Source organism: Aquabacterium sp. NJ1 (assembly GCF_000768065.1).
Classification (GTDB): domain Bacteria; phylum Pseudomonadota; class Gammaproteobacteria; order Burkholderiales; family Burkholderiaceae_C; genus Aquabacterium.
Map to the genome: position 1 here is coordinate 166,241 of NZ_JRKM01000001.1, position 16,684 is coordinate 182,924.

Sequence of the window (16,684 nt, forward strand, 5' to 3'; positions counted from 1 at the left end):
ATGAAAGCGCTGGGCCTGTTGTCATTGCTGTTGGCTTTGCTGATCGTGGTCGTGCAGGCCAAAAAGCAGTTGAGCGTCACACATCAGGCAACGCCCGGCGCTGCAGCCTCTGCGGCATCCAGCGCGGGTGTTGATCTGCCCAAGGTGGACAACGCGGAAGACGCTCGCCGTGCTCAGCAGCGCGTTCAGGACGACGTCAACCGACTGATGCAGGGCAGGGCCTCTGATGTGGCCCGAGGCGTCGACGACGCCGACAAGCCCTGAGCTACAGCTGAAACGTGGAGCGCTGAAGCATGTCTGGTCAGATGTCTCTGGATGGTTTCGAGCCCAAGTCGACGCGGCTCTACAACCTGTTTCTCGCCTTGATGCCCGATGAGCAGGCGGCGTCGCGTGCGCAGAGCCTGGCCATGCAGCTGGGGCCGACGCAAGGTGTGGCGGTGAAGGCCGCTCGGACCGCTCGCTTTCACGTCACGCTGTTCCACGTTGGCAACTTCCTGGACGAAGTGCCTGCGGACACCTTGCGTGCGACCAATGTGGTGGCCCAAAGCATGGTTGCCACGCCTTTCAAGGTGGCGTTTGACGAGGTGGGCAGCTTCAAAGGCAAACCGGGCCGCTTGCCGGTTGTGCTGCTGGGCGCCGCATCGCCGGGCTTGATGCAATTCCAGGCTGAGCTGGATCACAAGATGAAGCGGGCCGGCTTGACGCAAGGTGAACATCACCGCCAGTTCACCCCGCACCTGACCTTGTTCTATGGCCGATCGCCGTTGCAGGCGCAAGCGATCGAACCCATCACCTGGCAGGCCCGGGACTTCGTGCTGATTCGTTCCATCGTCGGCGAAGGCGTCTATATTGAAGAGGGGCGCTGGCCATTGCAGCCCGAATGACCGTGACCGATACGCCATCCAACTTCTCCGACGAATACGCCATGCGCATCGCGCTGGACCAGGCCCACAACGCCTGGCTGGCTGGCGAGGTGCCGGTGGGCGCGGTCATCATGCGGCAAGGGCAGGTGGTCGCCACGGGCTACAACCGCCCGATCACCACGCATGACCCCACGGCACACGCCGAGATCGTGGCCCTGCGCCATGCGTCACAGTTACTGGAAAACTACCGCCTGCCCGAGTGCGAGTTGTTCGTCACGCTGGAGCCCTGCGCCATGTGCGCCATGGCGCTGATGCACGCGCGGTTCAAGCGGGTGGTGTTTGCCGCGACCGATCCCAAGACAGGCGTGGCAGGCTCGGTCATCGACCTGTTTGCCAACAAGCAGCTCAATCACCACACAGCCATCGTCGGCGGTGTGCTGGCAGACGCCAGCAGCCAGTTGCTCAAGCAGTTTTTCGCCGAAAGGCGCGCGCAGATCAAGGCACAACGAGACGAGCGCAAGGCGATTGCCGCGCGCCAGGCGCTGCACGGCATGGATGTGATCGAGTCGGCTGAGCCCTTGCCAGACGCGGAGCAGATCCCCGTTGGCCAGGTCATCGAATTGCCCGACGAGCAAAGCTGATCAATCGGGCGGATCCATCAGGGCGGATCATCCGGTCGCGTCTGGTGGTGACGAAGAATCCATGCCATTCCTGATCGCTTGTGCCAGCGCTACAACCGACAGGGGCGCACACCCTTCAGCCTTGTTGCTGATCGACACGTAAGCAGGTCGCCCCGCCCCCGTTGTACCCAAGATGACCCGAGCCAGCACCCCGCGGGTTTCTTCGTCAGCGTCCTGGATGTGGTTGAAGGGCGCGTACATGGCCCGAGCATCTTCGTACCCATAAGCTCCGTGACGCCGATGCAGGTTCCAGCGACACACCAAGGGCCCCGGCCAGAGCTTGCGCAGGATCGGCAATTGCGCCTCGATGGGGGGCATTTTGGCGTGCAAGCCAAGGCAGTAGGTGGCGCCAACATCGCGCAGCATGGCCACCAGATCCGGGATGATGTCGGGCGCCACCATGGCCGCATCGCGAAACTCCACGGCGACCACGCCATCGGGGGCCGAGGGCTGCAGTGAGGGCAAAGCGCGCAGCATCGCGTGCAGGTGTTGCAGCAGCTTGCCGCGTTGCCGCAACCACTCGGGCGGCAAAGGGCTGATCTGGAACACGAGCGCGCCGACCTTGTGTCGCAAGCCCTGCAGTGCTGGCCGGATGAACTCCTGCTCGGCCAGCGCGGTATCGAGGAAAACGGGGTTGTGCTGCAAGCCTCGCCCCTTGTCGTCTCGCACCAAGGCATCACAAACGGAAGAGGGCGCCTTGACGATGAACCGAAAGTCATCGGGAACCTGCTCGGCGTAGGCCGCGTACTGGCTCACGTTGAGTGCGCGATAGAAGGCGCGATCCACGCTCACCGTGCGCATCAAGGGGTGATGGCTGTATGCAGGCAGACCATGTTTGGACAGCAGCGCCTCGCTCACGTCCTGGGCCCATACCAACCCGGTCCAGCCTGGGTAGCTCCATGAGGAGGTGCCGAGCCGAACAAGGGCTGGCAATCCGGCGGCCAAGGCCATGTGCTCGGCCTGAACTTCTGCGGCCTGAACATGCTTCAGATCGCGCCTGGCCTTCAGCGCGCGAGGGCCGGCAGACGACAGGGGCTTCGCCTTGGCTGCCTCGGCTTCTTGCGAAGGTTGATCAGGAAAGGGGGCGTCTTGCATGCGCGTTCAACACGGGCGCAAAAAAGGGAGCCCGCAGGCTCCCTTGTCGCTGAGGCTTACATGCCCGAGTAGTTCGGGCCGCCGCCGCCTTCCGGCGTGATCCAGACGATGTTCTGGGTCGGGTCCTTGATGTCGCAGGTCTTGCAGTGCACGCAGTTCTGCGCGTTGATCACCAGGCGATCGCTGTTGTCGTCGTTCTTCACGAACTCGTACACGCCAGCCGGGCAGTAGCGCGACTCTGGGCCGGCGAACTGAGCCAGGTTGGTCTGCACAGGCACCGACGCGTTCTTCAGCGTCAGGTGAGCAGGCTGGTGCTCGGTGTGGTTCGTGTTGGAGACGAACACCGAGCTCAGGCGATCGAAGGTGATCTTGCCGTCGGGCTTCGGATACTCGATCTTCGGCATCTGGCTGGCAGGCTTCAGGAAGGTGTGGTCCGGCGCAGGGTTGCGCAGGGTCCACGGGGCTTCCTTCATGCCCAGGCGGGGCAGCAGCCAGTGCTCGACGGCGGTCATGATGGTGCCGACGTAGAAGCCCTTCTTGAACCAGGTCTTGAAGTTCTTCGAGGTCTTGAGTTCGTCGTGCAGCCAGCTCTTTTCGAACAGCGCGGGGTAAGCGGTCAGCTCATCTTGCTGACGGCCAGCCATCACGGCTTCGAACACGGCTTCGGCACACAGCATGCCGGACTTCATCGCAGCGTGCGAGCCCTTGATGCGGGCGGCGTTCATGTAGCCGGCATCGCAACCGACCAGGGCGCCGCCCTTGAAGACGGTCTTGGGCAGGCTGGGCAGGCCGCCGTTGTTGATGGCGCGCGCGCCGTAGCTGATGCGCTTGGCGCCCTCCAAGTACTGCTTGATGACCGGGTGGGTCTTCCAGCGCTGCATTTCTTCGAAGGGGCTCAGCCAGGGGTTCTTGTAGTCGAGACCAACCACGAAGCCCAGGGTGACCTTGTTGTCAGCCAGGTGGTAGAGGAATCCGCCACCGAAGGTTTCGGTGTTCATGGGCCAGCCACCGGTGTGAACGACCAGACCAGGCTTGGCCTTGGCGGGGTCGATTTCCCACAGTTCCTTGATGCCGATACCGTAGCTCTGAGGCGCCTTGCCTTCAGCCAGGTTGAACTTGGCGATCAGTTGCTTGCCCAGGTGGCCACGCGCGCCTTCAGCGAAGATGGTGTACTTGCCCAGCAGCTCCATGCCCAGCTGGAAGTCAGCCGTGGGCTCGCCGGTCTTGTCGATGCCCATGTTGCCGGTGGCCACACCCTTGACGGCGCCGTTGTCGTCGTACAGCACTTCAGCTGCAGCGAAGCCAGGGAAAATTTCCACGCCCAGGCCTTCAGCCTGTTGGGCCAGCCAACGGGTCACGTCGCTCAGGCTGATGACGTAGTTACCCTCGTTGTGCATGCAGTTGGGCACCAGGGCGTCGGGCGTCTTGATCTGACCGCTTTCGGTCAGCACATAGACTTCGTCGCCGGTCACGGGCTGGTTCAGCGGGGCGCCCAGTTCCTTCCAGTTGGGGAACAGCTCGTTGATGGAGCGTGGGTCCATCACGGCGCCCGACAGGATGTGCGCGCCGGGCTCGGAACCCTTTTCCAGCACGACAACGCTGATTTCCTTGCCAGCCTTTTCGGCCAGTTGCTTCAGGCGGATGGCAGTGGACAGGCCTGCGGGACCGGCGCCGACGATCACGACGTCGTATTCCATCGACTCGCGGGGGCCAAACTGCTCAAGGATTTCCTGGGGCGTCATCGTGATTCCTTCTGTTCGGACAAAACAGGGTTCAGTTGTTTTTAATGAAGTGCGCGATTCTATGTCGGGGCCGACCCCATATTCTGACAAAAAATAGCACGATCGTTCGAAAATTCCCCCGTCAATGCGGGGGATGGAGATTGGCTGTGGTCTGCCATGCAACAAAGAGGATCCGGATGAGGCCGTCGTGCTAAGGTCACAGCCGTTTCTGACAGCGAAAAATGCCATCGCACTGTTCAGGCGTAGAAACCAGCCGCCATACGCGCATAGGAGCACATTGCATGAGTTACAACATCGACCTGTCCGGCCGCGTGGCCTTGATCACCGGCGCCTCCAGCGGCCTGGGCACCCAGTTTGCGCATACCCTGGCCAAGGCCGGTGCGGCGGTGGTGCTGGCCGGCCGCCGCGTCGAGCGACTCAAGACCCTGCGCTCGGAGATCGAGGCCTACGGCGGTGACGCGCACGCGGTGGGGCTGGACGTGACCGATGTGGCTTCCATCAAGTCTGCCGTGGCCCACGCCGAAACCGAGGTCGGGGCCATCGACATCCTGATCAACAACTCCGGGGTCAGCACCACCGAGCGCCTGATCGATGTCAGCGAAGACAGCTACGACTTCATCTTCAACACCAACACCCGCGGCGCCTTCTTCGTGGCGCAGGAAGTGGCCAAGCGCATGCTGGCACGCGCTAACGGCGCTGCCCCGGGCACCTTCACGGGCGGCCGCATTGTGAACATCGCGTCGGCCGCTGGCTTGCGCACCATGCCGCAGATCGGTGTGTACTGCATGAGCAAGGCCGCCGTGGTGCACATGACCAAGGTGATGGCCGCCGAATGGGGCCGTTTCGGCATCACGACAAACGCCATCTGCCCCGGCTATATCGACACCGAGATCAACCACCACCACTGGAACACGGAAGCCGGCAAGAAGCTCATCAGCATGCTGCCGCGCAAACGTGTTGGCCAGCCGAAGGACCTTGACGCGATGCTGGTGAGCCTGTGCGCGGCTCAGAGCGACTTCATCAACGGCGCCATCATCTCGGCCGACGACGGGATGCTGGCCGCCTGACACGGGCTTGAATTCACGCACCCAGCCCGCATCTGGCGACACAGACCTTTTGTGTGGCCCTTGCGGGCTTTTTATTGCCTTTGACAACCATGCGTCTAGACATCCCCGAACACAAGATCCTCGTCCATGAGCTGTCCCTGCCCATCATGTGGGGCGACATGGATGCCCTTGGCCACGTCAACAACACCGTCTACTTCAAGTACATGGAGCAGGCGCGGGTGTCCTGGATCGAAGCCATCAATGGCTCAGTCGGGGATGGCAAGGACGGCCCCGTGATCGCCAATGCCTTCTTCAACTTCTACCGCCCGCTGGTCTTCCCAGGCAACCTGATCGCCAAGCTGTATGTGGCCGACCCTGGCCGCACCAGCATTGACACCTTCGTGACCATCGAACGCGAAGACGAGCCGGGCTCGCCGTATGCGGCCGGTGGTGCGACCCTGGTGTGGGTGAGCAGCACGGATGGTCGCCCTGTGCCTTTGCCTGAGCCCATCCGCGCCTTGAAAGGTACGCCAGCGCTGCCGGGCTCAGATGCCCCACGCGCCTTGCCGGGCAAGTAAGCGGCTCTGTCATCCCCTCCCTGGTGCATCAGGCTGCCCATGGTGGCAGGCCAGGTCATCAACGAAACCACACGCTGCGCCATCCAGGCGTCACCAAGACACGTCAAGCACCTGCTGACGTGTCTTTTTCATTGAAATCACTGGATTTTTGGCGATGACCCGGTGTACGCTTTCCATGTTGCAGTGCAGCGAAAGCGGCGCTGGTGAACCCCTGTAGCCAAGGAGTGATTGGATGAACAAGGTCTATCCCGACGCCGCCAGCGCGCTGGCAGGGATTGTGAAAGACGGGCAACTGCTCGCGGTCGGGGGCTTTGGCCTCTGTGGCATCCCTGAAGCGCTGATCGATGCCTTGCAGGCAACGGGCGTGAAGAACCTGACGGTGATCTCGAACAACGCCGGGGTCGATGGTTTCGGCCTGGGCAAGTTGCTCAACACGCGCCAGATCAAGAAGATGATCTCCAGCTATGTGGGCGAGAACAAGGAGTTCGAGCGCCAGTACCTGGCAGGCGAACTGGAGCTGGAATTCACGCCGCAAGGCACGCTGGCCGAGAAGCTGCGTGCCGGTGGCGCCGGCATCCCGGCCTTCTTCACCAAGACGGGCGTGGGCACAATCGTGGCCGAAGGCAAGGAGACCCGCGAGTTCGACGGCGAGGTCTATGTGATGGAGCGGGCCCTGCTGCCCGAGGTGGCACTGGTCAAGGCCTACAAGGCAGACAAGTCCGGCAACCTGATCTTCCGCCGCACGGCGCGCAACTTCAACCCGGCAGCGGCCATGGCCGGCAAGATCACGGTGGTTGAAGTGGAAGAGATCGTCGAGACCGGAACATTCGATCCTGACTCGGTTCACCTGCCTGGCATCTATGTGCACCGCATCGTGCTCAATGCGACGCCGGAAAAGCGCATCGAGAAGCGCACCATCACTGAAAAGGCAGGAGCCTAAATGATGACCCCCACTATCACTTCGTTTCTGCCCCCCGAGGGGGCGCAAGCCTCCCTTGAGGCGGCTCGGCGGGAGGCTTGAACATGCCCTGGACACATGACGAAATGGCGGCCCGTGCCGCGCGCGAGTTGCAGGACGGTTTCTACGTGAACCTGGGCATTGGCCTGCCCACATTGGTGGCCAACTTCGTGAGCCCCGACATTGATGTGTGGCTGCAGTCCGAGAACGGCATGCTGGGCATCGGCCCCTTCCCGACGGAAGACCAGGTGGACGCTGACCTGATCAACGCCGGCAAGCAGACCGTGACCGTGCTGCCGGGCTCCTCGATCTTTGGCTCGCACGAGAGCTTTGCCATGATCCGCGGCGGCAAGATCAACCTGTCCATCCTGGGCGCCATGCAGGTGTCCGAGAAAGGTGACCTGGCCAACTGGATGATCCCCGGCAAGATGGTCAAGGGCATGGGCGGTGCCATGGATCTGGTGGCCGGCGTGGGCCGCGTTGTGGTGCTGATGGAGCACGCCGCCAAGAACGGCGAGCACAAGCTGCTTCAGAAATGCACCCTGCCGCTGACTGGCCTGGGCGTGGTGGACCGCATCATCACCGAGCTGTGCGTGATCGACGTGACGCCCGATGGCTTCAAGTGCGTCGAGCTGGCGCCCGGCGTGACGCTTGACGAGGTCCGCTTGAAGACCGGCGCGCACGTGCACCTGTCGCACCTCGAAGCCTGAGTGCGTTGCACCTGAACAGCAAGGCCACCCATGCGGTGGCTTTGTGCTTTTTAAGGGCCTGCTGCGCTCTGAGACAATGCCGCCCATGAACTGGATCACACCGCTGCTGCTCGTCGTCAATCTTCTGCTGCTCGTCTGGCTGCTGCTGCGGCCCGCCAGGCAGAACGACGAGGCCGTGAACCAGCTCGGCGCCAGCTTGGGGCAGGCCATTCGCGAGCGCAGCGACCAGCTCGAACGCAATCTGCGCGATGAAGTGGCCCGCAGTGCCACCGGCACGAGGCAGGAGCTGGGTGCCACCCTGGGCACCTTCCAGCAGACCTTGACGGCCTTGCAGGGTGATGCGACCCGCACCCAGAACGAGCAACTGGACAGCTTTCGCACGCAGCTGGCCAGCATGCAGCAAGGGCTGGCGGACAGCCTGCGCGACACCACCCATCAACAGAGCCTTCAGGCCGCAGGCTTGCGTGAGGCCCAGGCTCAGGCACTCGCCCGATTCAACGAGGCCCAGGAAGCCGCGCTACGTCGCCTGGGCGAGGGCGTGGCCGAGCAACTGCGCGTGCTGTCCGAGGCCAATGAGCGCCGCCTGAACGACGTGCGCACCACGGTCGAGACCCGCTTGCAAGCCCTGCAGGCCGACAACGAGAAGAAGCTGGAGCAGATGCGCCAGACCGTGGATGAAAAGCTCCACGCCACGCTGGAAGCCCGCCTGGGTGAAAGCTTCAAGCAAGTGGCCGAGCGGCTGGAGCTGGTTCACCGCGGCCTGGGCGAGATGCAACGGCTGGCCAGCGATGTGGGCTCGCTCAACCGCGTGCTCAACAACGTCAAGACACGCGGCATTTTTGGCGAGGTGCAACTGGCTGGCCTGCTGGAGCAGGTGTTCACGCCCGAGCAGTACGCCGTCAACGTCGAAACGGTGCCCGGCAGCGGCGCCCGCGTGGAGTTCGCGATCAAGTTGCCAGGGCAGGGCGGCAACGATGGGGCGCCGCTGTGGCTGCCTGTGGACGCCAAGTTCCCCCGCGAAGATTACGAGCGCCTACTCGAAGCCCAGGACCGGGCCGATGCCCCTGCCGTGGAAGCCGCAGCCAAGGCCGTGGAGCAACGCCTGCGCCTGGAAGCCCGCAGCATCCGGGACAAATACCTGGCGCCGCCGCACACCTCGGATTTCGCCATCCTGTTCGTGCCGACCGAAGGCCTGTATGCCGAGGCCTTGCGCCGCCCTGGCCTGGTCGAATCCCTGCAACGCGAATGCCGCGTGATGCTGGCCGGCCCCACGACCTTGCTGGCCACGCTCAACAGCCTGCAGATGGGCTTCCGCACGCTGGCGCTGGAAAAGCGCTCCAGCGAGGTCTGGCAAGTGCTGGGTGCCGTCAAGACCGAGTTCGGCAAGTTCGGTGACGTGCTGGCCAAGACCCGCAAGAAGCTGGAAGAAGCCAGCAACACGATTTCGTCTGTCGAAACGCGCACCCGCGTCATGGGCCGCGCACTCAAGCAGGTCGAGGCCATGCCCGATGCGCAGGCCCAGGCCTTGTTGCCGGGCGAGGCGGGTTTGGAGCCGGGTTTGCCCTTGGAAGACGAGGCCTGACTCAAGTCAGCCGCACCAGCAACCGATAGACAGAGGCCGAGTGTCCTGTTTGCCGTGTTGGGGCCATGAGCGCTCCTGGTTGCTGAGTGAAATCACTGCTGAACCTCTTTCTGCTGCTGATCCAATTGCTGCTCCTGGCGCCGGCCTGGGCAGGCGAGCCCTATGACGTCGCGCACGCCAAAGGAGAGGGCGAATGGTTGAGCATGGAGACCGTGGTTTCCGACCAGCCGCCGTCAGCGTTGGGGCCTTCACATCCCCCCGCTGACAAGGCCGCCTGGCAAGTCCGCCGTCCCGGCGTGCGCACGATCGGGTTCGAGTACAAGGGCGTGTGGGCACGCACCACACTCCAAAACAGCTCGGATGCCCCCGTCCAGGGCTGGGTATTGGTGACCGAACCCTACACCGACTATGTGGACTGCTTTGTCGACTCCGACGGCAGCGAGGTCAACATCTACCGCATGGGGGACAAGCGCCCCTTCGAGGCCCGCCCGATCAAGTACCCGGCCATGGCCGTGCCGGTGAACCTGTACCCCGGCAGCACCGTGACGCTGCAATGCCTGTTGCGCAACGATGGCTCGACGGCGGCCACCTTCCAGTATTGGGAGCCTGAAAACTACGCCATCCAGGAGCGCGAGACGGCCTTCTCGCGTGCGCTTTGTTATGGCGCCCTGGTCTTCACACTGCTGGTGTCCATCGTGCTGGCGCTCATCAACGGCAACCCGCTTTCCTTCCTGATGGTGGCCGAGATCCTGCCCGTTCTGGCGGCCACGGCCAGCCGTGAGGGTGACGCGTTCCAGCTGCTCTGGCCCAAGCATCCGCAATTCAACGTGCCGCCTTACATGTGGATCCTGATCGGCATCGCCGCGGCCACTCTGGTGTTTCGCTGGATCATTCAACCCAGCCGGCGCGAGGATCAGGTCATCAAGACCCTGACCTTGTCTGCCGTGCTGATCCTGGCGTTCGCCGTGATCTTCCCGCAGCAGGCCCCCAAAATCAGCGCACTGGTTCAAGGCATCTCGGTGGCCTACCCGATCGCATTGATCTGGATCTGCGCGCGGCACTGGCATGAAGGCGCCGTGGCACGCCTGCTGTGCATCGGCATGTTCGTGCAGATGCTCGCGCTGGTGATCAACGCCGTTGGCGTACTGGGCATCTACCACGGCCAGTTTGGCGTGGCCAGCATGTATGCCTGCGTCATCAAGGCCCTGACGCTTGCTGCGGCCCTGTTCTACCGCATGAAGGAGGACAGACGCGAGCGGGCCAGGGCGCAGGCCGAACACACGATGGAACTGGAGCGCCGCCTGGCCTATGAGGCGCAACTGCGGGATGTGGTCTCGCATCACCCGCGCTACGGCATGCCCAACCAGGCCATGCTGGAAGAGGCAGTGCGCAGCCGGCTGGAGCAGGCCAACGAAGCCCTGTCGATCTGGATCGTCAAGCTCAACCGATTCGGCTTTCTGGAGTCCATCCTGCCGCCGGACACTTTGACCCAGGTGGTCAAGATCTACGCGGAAGAACTGCGCCACTGGTTCACGACACGCGCGCAGACGCCGTTGATGAGCATTGAAGGTGATCACCTGTTGGCGGCGCTGGATGACAGCACCTTGGCCTTCGTGACCATCGGCGAACCGCCTGAATCGCTGATGAGCGACCTGGAAAGCTTCCTGGTGCGCCGCTTCGAATGGCAAGGCCTGTTTGTCGCCTGGGACCCACATGTCGGCGTCTCACCGGTTGGACGCGCGCACCTGACGCAGCCGGTGGGCGTGAGCGACGAGGCCCGCATCGCCTTGCAATGGTGCAGCGCGCACCGACGCGTGGTGCCGTTCGACGCCGAACGCATGAAGCGCGAGCAACTGGCCTATGGCCTGACGCTGGATCTGGAAGGCGCGATCGACCGCGGCGAGCTGTTGCTGCACTACCAACCCAAGGTCACGCTGGAGACGCGCCGCACCGAGTCGCTGGAGGCCCTGGTGCGCTGGCGCCACCCCGAGCGCGGCATGATCCCGCCGGGTGCCTTCATCGCCGAGGCCGAGGCCACAGGGGCCATCAACCGATTGACCATGTGGGCCATCGCAGAGGCCGCTCGTTTCCTGTTGACGCTGCCTGATTCGCAGGTGCGGGTGTCGGTCAACATCACCGCCTTCGATCTGGCCACGCCACGTTTTGTCGACAAGGTGCTGGAAACCTTGCGCCATGTTGGCTGCCCACCCTGCCGCCTGATCCTGGAAGTGACCGAGTCGGCTGCCTTGAGCGACCGCGAACGTGCTACGCAGATCCTGTCGCGGTTGCGCGGCGAGGGCGTCAAGATCGCGCTGGATGACTTTGGCACGGGCTACTCGTCGCTGGGCATCCTGCAGGAGATGCCGCTGGACGAGATGAAGGTGGACCGCAGCTTCGTCACCGACATCGAGGACTTCGGGCGCAAACAAGCCGTGTTGCAAGCCATGATCGAGGTGGGCCATCGCCTGGGCTTGACCGTGACCATCGAAGGCGTCGAGCATGGCACCAGCGTGGACTGGTTGGCCGACCATGGCTGCGACGTGGTGCAAGGCTACTTCTTCAGCCGACCGCTGGAGGCCGAAGCCGCACGCAACTGGCTGGCGCGGCCGGTCGAGTCGGAGTCAGTGGCGGCAGCCTGCGGCTGAGGCTCGCGCACGTTGCTGTTCAAGCGTATCGGCGCGAGCTTGCTCCGAGGTCCTGGTGGGCCAGCCTTGCAGATGCTGCAGCGTCAACTCGCTCAAGGCGCGAATCCAGCGCCTGTCGTCGTTGAGGCAAGGGATGTAGTTGAATTCCTTGCCACCACTTTCCAGAAACGCCTGCCGCCCCTCCATGGCGATTTCTTCCAGGGTTTCGATGCAGTCTGCGACAAAGCCTGGGCAGACCACGTCCACACGCTGCTCGCCTTTTTGAGCCAGGGCGCGCAAGGTGGGCTCGGTATACGGTTCCAGCCATTTGGCCTTGCCAAAGCGGCTCTGGAAGGTCACGACGTACTCGTCAGAACCCAGGCCCAATCGCTCGGCCAGCAGGCGGCCCGTTTTCAGGCACTGGCAGTGATAAGGGTCGCCCAGCAACAGGGTGCGATGGGGCATGCCGTGAAAGCTCATGACCAGCTTGCCACCGCGGCCATGGCGTTGCCAGTGGGCCTTCACGGATTCCGCCAGGGCAGTCAGGTAGCCAGGGTCATCATGAAACTGGTTGATGTGGCGCAGCTCGGGCAGCCAGCGGGTCTGCCGCCCCCAGGCAAAGACCTCGTCCATCACGCTGGCCGTGGTCGCCCCCGAGTACTGCGGGTAGAGCGGCACCACGAGCACACGCTGCACGCCCTGGGCCTTGAGCGCATCCAGCTGGCCCGCGATGCTGGGCTGCCCATACCGCATGGCGTGTTCGACCACCACCTGGTGGCCTTGTTCGCCCAGAAAGCCTTGCAGCAGCGTGGTCTGCTTCTGCGTCCAGACGCGCAGGGGCGAGCCTTCCTTGGTCCAGATGCTGGCGTATTTGGCAGCTGATTTGGCCGGGCGCACGCGCAGGATGATGCCGTGCAGGATGGGCAGCCACAGCAGGCGCGGGATCTCGACCACACGAGGGTCGGCAAGGAACTGCCCCAGGTATCGGCGCAGGGCGCCAGCGGTGGGGGCGTCAGGGGTACCCAGGTTGACCAGCAGGACGCCGGTTCGGGGGGCTTGGCCGTGTTGGTATGGGGGTTCTTTGGCTACGCTCATGGCGCAGCATTGTCGCCTCTGGCGGCCAACCTGCACAGCTCTGTGGTCACTGCCACGATGTCGATGGGCTTGGTCCAGTAACCCGTGAAACCGGCAGCCTGGGCGCGGGCCACGTCATCGGGCATGGCGTCCGCCGAGCACATGAAGGCCGGGGCATTGACCAGATCGGGCAGGGTGCGCAGGGCCTCCAGCACCTCGAAGCCCGACATGCCCGGCAAGTGGGCGTCCAGCACCAGCACATCGGGGGCACGCTCGCGGGCCATGGACAAGGCCATCTGGCCGTCTTCGGCAATGGCCAGGTCGATTTGCGAATAAGGGCGCAGGGCCTCTTCGAACAGCATCGCGTTGATGCGGTTGTCTTCTACGTACAGCACATGCAAAGGGCGCAGGCCCTTCGCACCGTCTGAATTCAAGTCAGTCGGGGACATGGTCGGTTCGAGCGGGCTGCCCGGGTCCGACAAAGGCGGATAGGCAGAATCTGGTGCGGGATCAATGAGAGAAGGCGTGCGAGCCGCCAGCGGGAGGATGATGTTGACCCGGGTTCCAGCACCGGGCTGGCTGCGAATATCCATGCGACCTCCCATGGCTTCGAGCAATGAGCGCGTGATGATAAGGCCTAGACCGGTCCCCTCGATACTGGATGTCTCACGCCCAAGACGCTCGAATGGTTGAAACAGCTTCGTCAGCTGCTGGGGACTCATGCCGGGACCAGCGTCCTCGATTGTGAGCATAAGTTCAGCTTCAGGCAAGACTTCTGCGTACAAACGCACGGTGCCACCGGTCTGGTTGTACTTGATGGCGTTCGAGCCGATGTTCATGATCACCTGCCGCAAGCGCTGGCGGTCGGCGACGATGGGCCAGGCCTCGTCCAGCATGTTGAGCAGGGTGATGCCACGCTTGTCCGCCAGAGGCGCCAACATGGCCAGGCATTGTTTGACCTCATTGGCCAGCGCCAGGCGCTCCGGCTTGAAGCTCAGCACACCGGCCTCGACCTGCTGGAGGTCCAGCACATCGTTGACCAGGCCCATCAGGTGCCGGCTGGCGTGCAGGATCTGCTCCACGTAATTCAGCGGCCCGCTCTCAGCGCCCAACTGGGTCAATTGCAGTTGCAGCAGCTGCGCAAAACCGTTGACGGCGTTGAGCGGTGTGCGAATCTCATGGCTCATGCGCGACAGGAACTCGGATTTGGCCGCGCTGGCGGCTTCGGCGGTCTGCTTCTCCCGCAAGGCTCGTTCGGCCTGCTTGACGGGGGTGATGTCCGAATGCGTGCCCACCACGCGCAAGGGCTTGCCATCGCGCTGGCGACTGACCACCTTGCCGCGCGACAGGATGGACAGGTAGTGCCCATTCTTGTGCTGCAGGCGGAACTCGGTCTGGTTGACGCCTTCGCCATCCCGGAAGTAGCGGTTCAGGCTGCGCGCCATCAGGTCACGGTCGGCCGGGTGGATGCGGTTGAGGAACTCCTCGGCCGTGTTGAGCACCTCGTCGTCTGCATAACCCAGCATGGTCTTCCAACGCTGGGAGTAGAAAACGCGGCCGGTCTGGATGTCCCAGTCCCACACGCCATCACCGGCGCCTTCCAGGGCAAACTTCCAGCGCTCTTCGCTGAGTTGCAGCTCCTGCTGCGCATGGCGCTCCTGGGTGATGTCACGCAAGGTGGCCATCACGGCAAACGGGGGCGCGTCGGGCGCCACACGCAGCAGATGGCAGGACACCTGCACCCACAGCAGCTCACCATCGGCTCGCCGCAAGGGGTGCACACGGTTGTCCACGCGCTGGCTGGTGGCCAGTACCTGGTTGATGGGCCATTGCTCAAACGGCAAGGGCGTGACGAGGTCATCCTCCAGCAGGGTCAAGCCGGGCAGGGCGGGCGAGTTCAGGTTGATCAACTGCTCGGGCGTGACGCCCAGGATGCGACTGGCGGCCGGGTTGAGCGCCACGATGCGGCCACTGAGCTCGACGATGACCAGGCCATCGCTGATGGTGGCGGCCACCGACCTGTACAGCTCCTCACTGACCCGCAGCTTCTCGGCAGCCAGTTGCCGCTCGGTGATGTCGCGCGTCAGAAACAGCGTTTGCCCCTCCGGCATGGGGGTCATGCGGGCCTCGAAGTGCCGCGTGGCACTGCCGGGCATCGTCAGTTCGTATTCAAAGCGCTGCGGCTGGCCGGTTTCCTGAAGCCGGTGCAAGGCCTGCCGCTGCTGATGCGCTGTTTCTGCTGGCAAATGGCTGCCCAAGGGGGTCTTCCTGAGTTCGACCATGGGCCGCAGCAACAAGGGGTGATCGGCATGGCCATCGATGTAGCGCCCCTTGTTGTCGATCACGAACCACAGGTCCGGCAGGGCGTGCAGCACGGCACGCAGGCGGGCCTTGGTTTCGGTCAGCGCCTTCTGCTTCTCCTTGAGCCTCTCGGCATCACGCTTGCTCTGCGTGATGTCCATGGCGAAGTGCACCACGCTGTGGTCAGGCAACTGGTGGTCCTTGACCAGGATCCAGCGGTTGCGGAACTGCACCTCGATGGGCTCGGTATGCGTGTGCAGGTTCAGCCGCCAGGCCACATACTCGTCTTCACGCCCAGCCGCTTGCGGGTAGTCACCCTGGCGGATCATGCGCCGCAAGGTGTCTGCCCAGTAGGGGTTGGCTTCGTCATACGCCTCACCCGCATGCATCCGCCAATGCTGGTTGGACAGCACCACACGGCCCTCTGAGTCCGAGATCATCACGCTGATGTGGAAGGACTCGATGGCTTGCCGCAGCAGCTGGTCTGCACGCCGGGCTTCGTGTTCTGCGTCGATCTGCCGGGTCACGTTGCGGCTGGCGCCCCGGTAGCCCATGAACTGGCCACGGCTGTCAAACACCGGGGTGCCGCTGATGCTGACGGTGATGGGGCCACGCGGTGTCATCCGCACACCGATGGCGTCACTGAAGGGTTCGCGGCGGGCGCGGGCCTGAACAAACCGGTCCCAGCTTTCGCGGGTATCGCCTTCGCGTGGCACGTACAGATCGGCCCCTTTCAACCCGATTTCGGTTGAGGGGTCCAGCCCAGTGTGCTGCTTCAGGCCCGCGGACACCCATTGCAGGATGCCGTTCTTGTCGGTTTCCCATAACCAGTCGCTGCCTGCCAGGCTGGCTGTGCGCACCCGCGCCTCCATCTTGCGCAGGCGTTGTGTGTCCAGCCGGGATTGAACCAGTGCGGCCACGGCGATGGCCATATCCTGCAACGCGGCGGCTTCTGCCGAGGTCCAGGCACGGGCTTGCCGATCCATGGCGCAGACGGTGCCCAGGGCGTGCCCTTCAACGAGCACCGGCATGCCAAGGTAGGCGCGTACCTGAGCAGGCCCCGCCACCATGGACAGGTCCTTGAAACGCGGGTCGAGGCTTGCATCCGTCACCTGAAGGCCGGCCTTGCGCTGAACCACGGTGTGGCAGAAAGAATCCGCCAGCGAGGTCTGCCGCACATCCAGGCCTTGCCTGGCCATGCTCCAGACACGGTGCGCATCGACGAGGTTGATGGCCGCAACAGGGCAGTGCAGGCTGCTGCTGATCAGGCGTTGGATGGCTTCAAATGCAGGCAAGACCTCTGCATCAAGCAGTTTGCTCGCGTGCAGCAAGGCAATGCGCTCGTTGTCATCTTGCGGAACAGCGTTCAGGGTCATGCCTGCGTCATCTGAAGACGGTCATGACCAGACTCTAGCCTATATGGGCGCCGGC

Annotated in this window: 13 protein-coding genes; 9 read left to right on the forward strand and 4 right to left on the reverse strand. The window is 63.5% G+C overall.

What is annotated here, in order from left to right; translation table 11 throughout:
- From JY96_RS00750 to tadA, 3 genes are read left to right on the forward strand one after another with little or no spacing between them, the layout of a single operon-like run.
- Positions 1-264 carry a hypothetical protein gene (locus JY96_RS00750; RefSeq protein WP_035034104.1) on the forward strand — a complete coding sequence of 88 codons (264 nt, stop codon included), beginning with the start codon at positions 1-3 and terminating at the stop codon, positions 262-264.
- A gap of 29 nt (positions 265-293) precedes the next feature.
- Complete coding sequence (locus tag JY96_RS00755) at positions 294-884, forward strand: 2'-5' RNA ligase family protein (protein WP_081960933.1); 591 nt, start codon at positions 294-296, stop codon at positions 882-884.
- Complete coding sequence (tadA, locus tag JY96_RS00760) at positions 881-1,504, forward strand: tRNA adenosine(34) deaminase TadA (protein ID WP_035034106.1); 624 nt, start codon at positions 881-883, stop codon at positions 1,502-1,504. Before JY96_RS00755 ends, tadA begins: the two co-directional genes overlap by 4 nt.
- A 27-nt stretch (positions 1,505-1,531) precedes the next feature.
- Here the strand turns inward: tadA and JY96_RS00765 are convergent, their stop codons facing one another.
- Positions 1,532-2,638 (reverse strand): DUF72 domain-containing protein, encoded by a 1,107-nt coding sequence (locus tag JY96_RS00765; RefSeq protein WP_035034108.1) that lies wholly within the window; start codon positions 2,636-2,638, stop codon positions 1,532-1,534.
- A gap of 56 nt (positions 2,639-2,694) precedes the next feature.
- Complete coding sequence (locus JY96_RS00770) at positions 2,695-4,380, reverse strand: electron transfer flavoprotein-ubiquinone oxidoreductase (RefSeq protein WP_035034110.1); 1,686 nt, start codon at positions 4,378-4,380, stop codon at positions 2,695-2,697.
- A 281-nt stretch (positions 4,381-4,661) separates the two neighbouring features.
- Between JY96_RS00770 and JY96_RS00775 the strand changes: the two genes are divergently transcribed.
- The 6 genes from JY96_RS00775 to JY96_RS21840 all read left to right on the forward strand — a co-directional run bounded on the left by JY96_RS00775 (position 4,662) and on the right by JY96_RS21840 (position 11,899).
- Entirely contained in the window at positions 4,662-5,447 is a 786-nt protein-coding gene (locus tag JY96_RS00775; protein ID WP_035034113.1) for an SDR family oxidoreductase, read from the forward strand.
- 89 nt (positions 5,448-5,536) lie between these two features.
- A complete protein-coding gene (locus JY96_RS00780; RefSeq protein ID WP_052162004.1) occupies positions 5,537-6,004 on the forward strand; it encodes a thioesterase family protein in 468 nt (155 codons plus the stop codon).
- 232 nt (positions 6,005-6,236) lie between these two features.
- Positions 6,237-6,944 (forward strand): CoA transferase subunit A, encoded by a 708-nt coding sequence (locus JY96_RS00785; RefSeq protein ID WP_035034115.1) that lies wholly within the window; start codon positions 6,237-6,239, stop codon positions 6,942-6,944.
- A gap of 83 nt (positions 6,945-7,027) precedes the next feature.
- The gene (locus JY96_RS00790) at positions 7,028-7,672 is read left to right on the forward strand and encodes a CoA transferase subunit B (RefSeq protein WP_035034117.1); all 645 of its coding nucleotides are present in this window, start codon (positions 7,028-7,030) and stop codon (positions 7,670-7,672) included.
- An 85-nt stretch (positions 7,673-7,757) separates the two neighbouring features.
- Positions 7,758-9,254 carry a DNA recombination protein RmuC gene (gene rmuC / locus JY96_RS00795; RefSeq protein ID WP_081960934.1) on the forward strand — a complete coding sequence of 499 codons (1,497 nt, stop codon included), beginning with the start codon at positions 7,758-7,760 and terminating at the stop codon, positions 9,252-9,254.
- Between the two features lie 86 nt (positions 9,255-9,340).
- Entirely contained in the window at positions 9,341-11,899 is a 2,559-nt protein-coding gene (locus JY96_RS21840; RefSeq protein WP_052162005.1) for an EAL domain-containing protein, read from the forward strand.
- Here the strand turns inward: JY96_RS21840 and hemH are convergent.
- On the reverse strand, positions 11,876-12,973 hold the full coding sequence (gene hemH / locus JY96_RS00805; RefSeq protein ID WP_035034122.1) for a ferrochelatase: 1,098 nt from the start codon (positions 12,971-12,973) through the stop codon (positions 11,876-11,878). The genes JY96_RS21840 and hemH overlap by 24 nt on opposite strands.
- The gene (locus JY96_RS00810; RefSeq protein WP_035034126.1) at positions 12,970-16,629 is read right to left on the reverse strand and encodes a PAS domain S-box protein; all 3,660 of its coding nucleotides are present in this window, start codon (positions 16,627-16,629) and stop codon (positions 12,970-12,972) included. The genes hemH and JY96_RS00810 overlap by 4 nt, the downstream gene beginning before the upstream one ends.
- Positions 16,630-16,684: the final 55 nt, after the last annotated feature.